The 717-nt window shown below is 46.0% G+C and carries 1 protein-coding gene; it reads right to left on the bottom strand.

Going from position 1 to position 717, the window contains the following annotated elements:
• Positions 1–335: 335 nt before the first annotated feature.
• The coding region (locus J1785_RS00535; protein ID WP_217218549.1) for an RES domain-containing protein at positions 336–717 on the bottom strand (382 nt) is incomplete at its 5' end.

Raw genomic sequence — 717 nt, 5'->3', positions numbered from 1 at the left:
AAAAACAGAGCTGAAAACCGCGCTCATACGTAAAATTCGGCTCTACTAACCAGTCGATCAATTCCAGATTTTGCGTAGACGTGCGCACTTCAGTTTTTGGTCAGGGTTTTCACACAGCCTGGGCACACAGCAGACAAACACGTGACGCTGAAGGTCTGCTGCGAGCGAGGAGCCGACGTTGGCGAAGAAAAGAATGTTCAAGCCCAGCAATCATGCTAATCGCCGTAAAAAACCACTTTCTCGACTTTATTCCTCGTCTCTGGCACCTTTCTCACATCTCAGAGAGCTATCTTCATAATGTTGTAATGGTGAAGTTCATGAGGCTGATTCTTTTGTTACAGGTCCCATTTATTCCCTTCCACAGATAGCCTGAATTCAATAGGTTCTCCGCAAATATGTACAGTTGGAGCACCAGGTTCATTCCATCGAAATAGATTAAGATGCCAGCCGCCCGGTATTAATCTTGAGCAATCAATAAGGCCATCAGCACCGTATCTACGAGCAAGGTCAGAGTTTTTCCATGATGGAGGTTCACGATTTTCCTGTAGTGCAGGTACCCATGGTTTTTTTGAAAGCTCTGGATCAATCCCCAACACACTACTAGCTAGTTCATCATTCTGATCCAAGACAAACGCCTCGTCGATATAGAGTGGAACAACTACGCGTCGAATTCCGTCAGCCCGCATATACCCGGACACAGCCCTTATTGACCATTCT

This window comes from Rahnella perminowiae (genome assembly GCF_019049755.1).
Lineage (GTDB): Bacteria > Pseudomonadota > Gammaproteobacteria > Enterobacterales > Enterobacteriaceae > Rahnella > Rahnella perminowiae.
The sequence above is the reverse complement of the archived record's forward strand: the minus strand, read 5'-3'. Positions and strand labels throughout refer to the sequence as shown.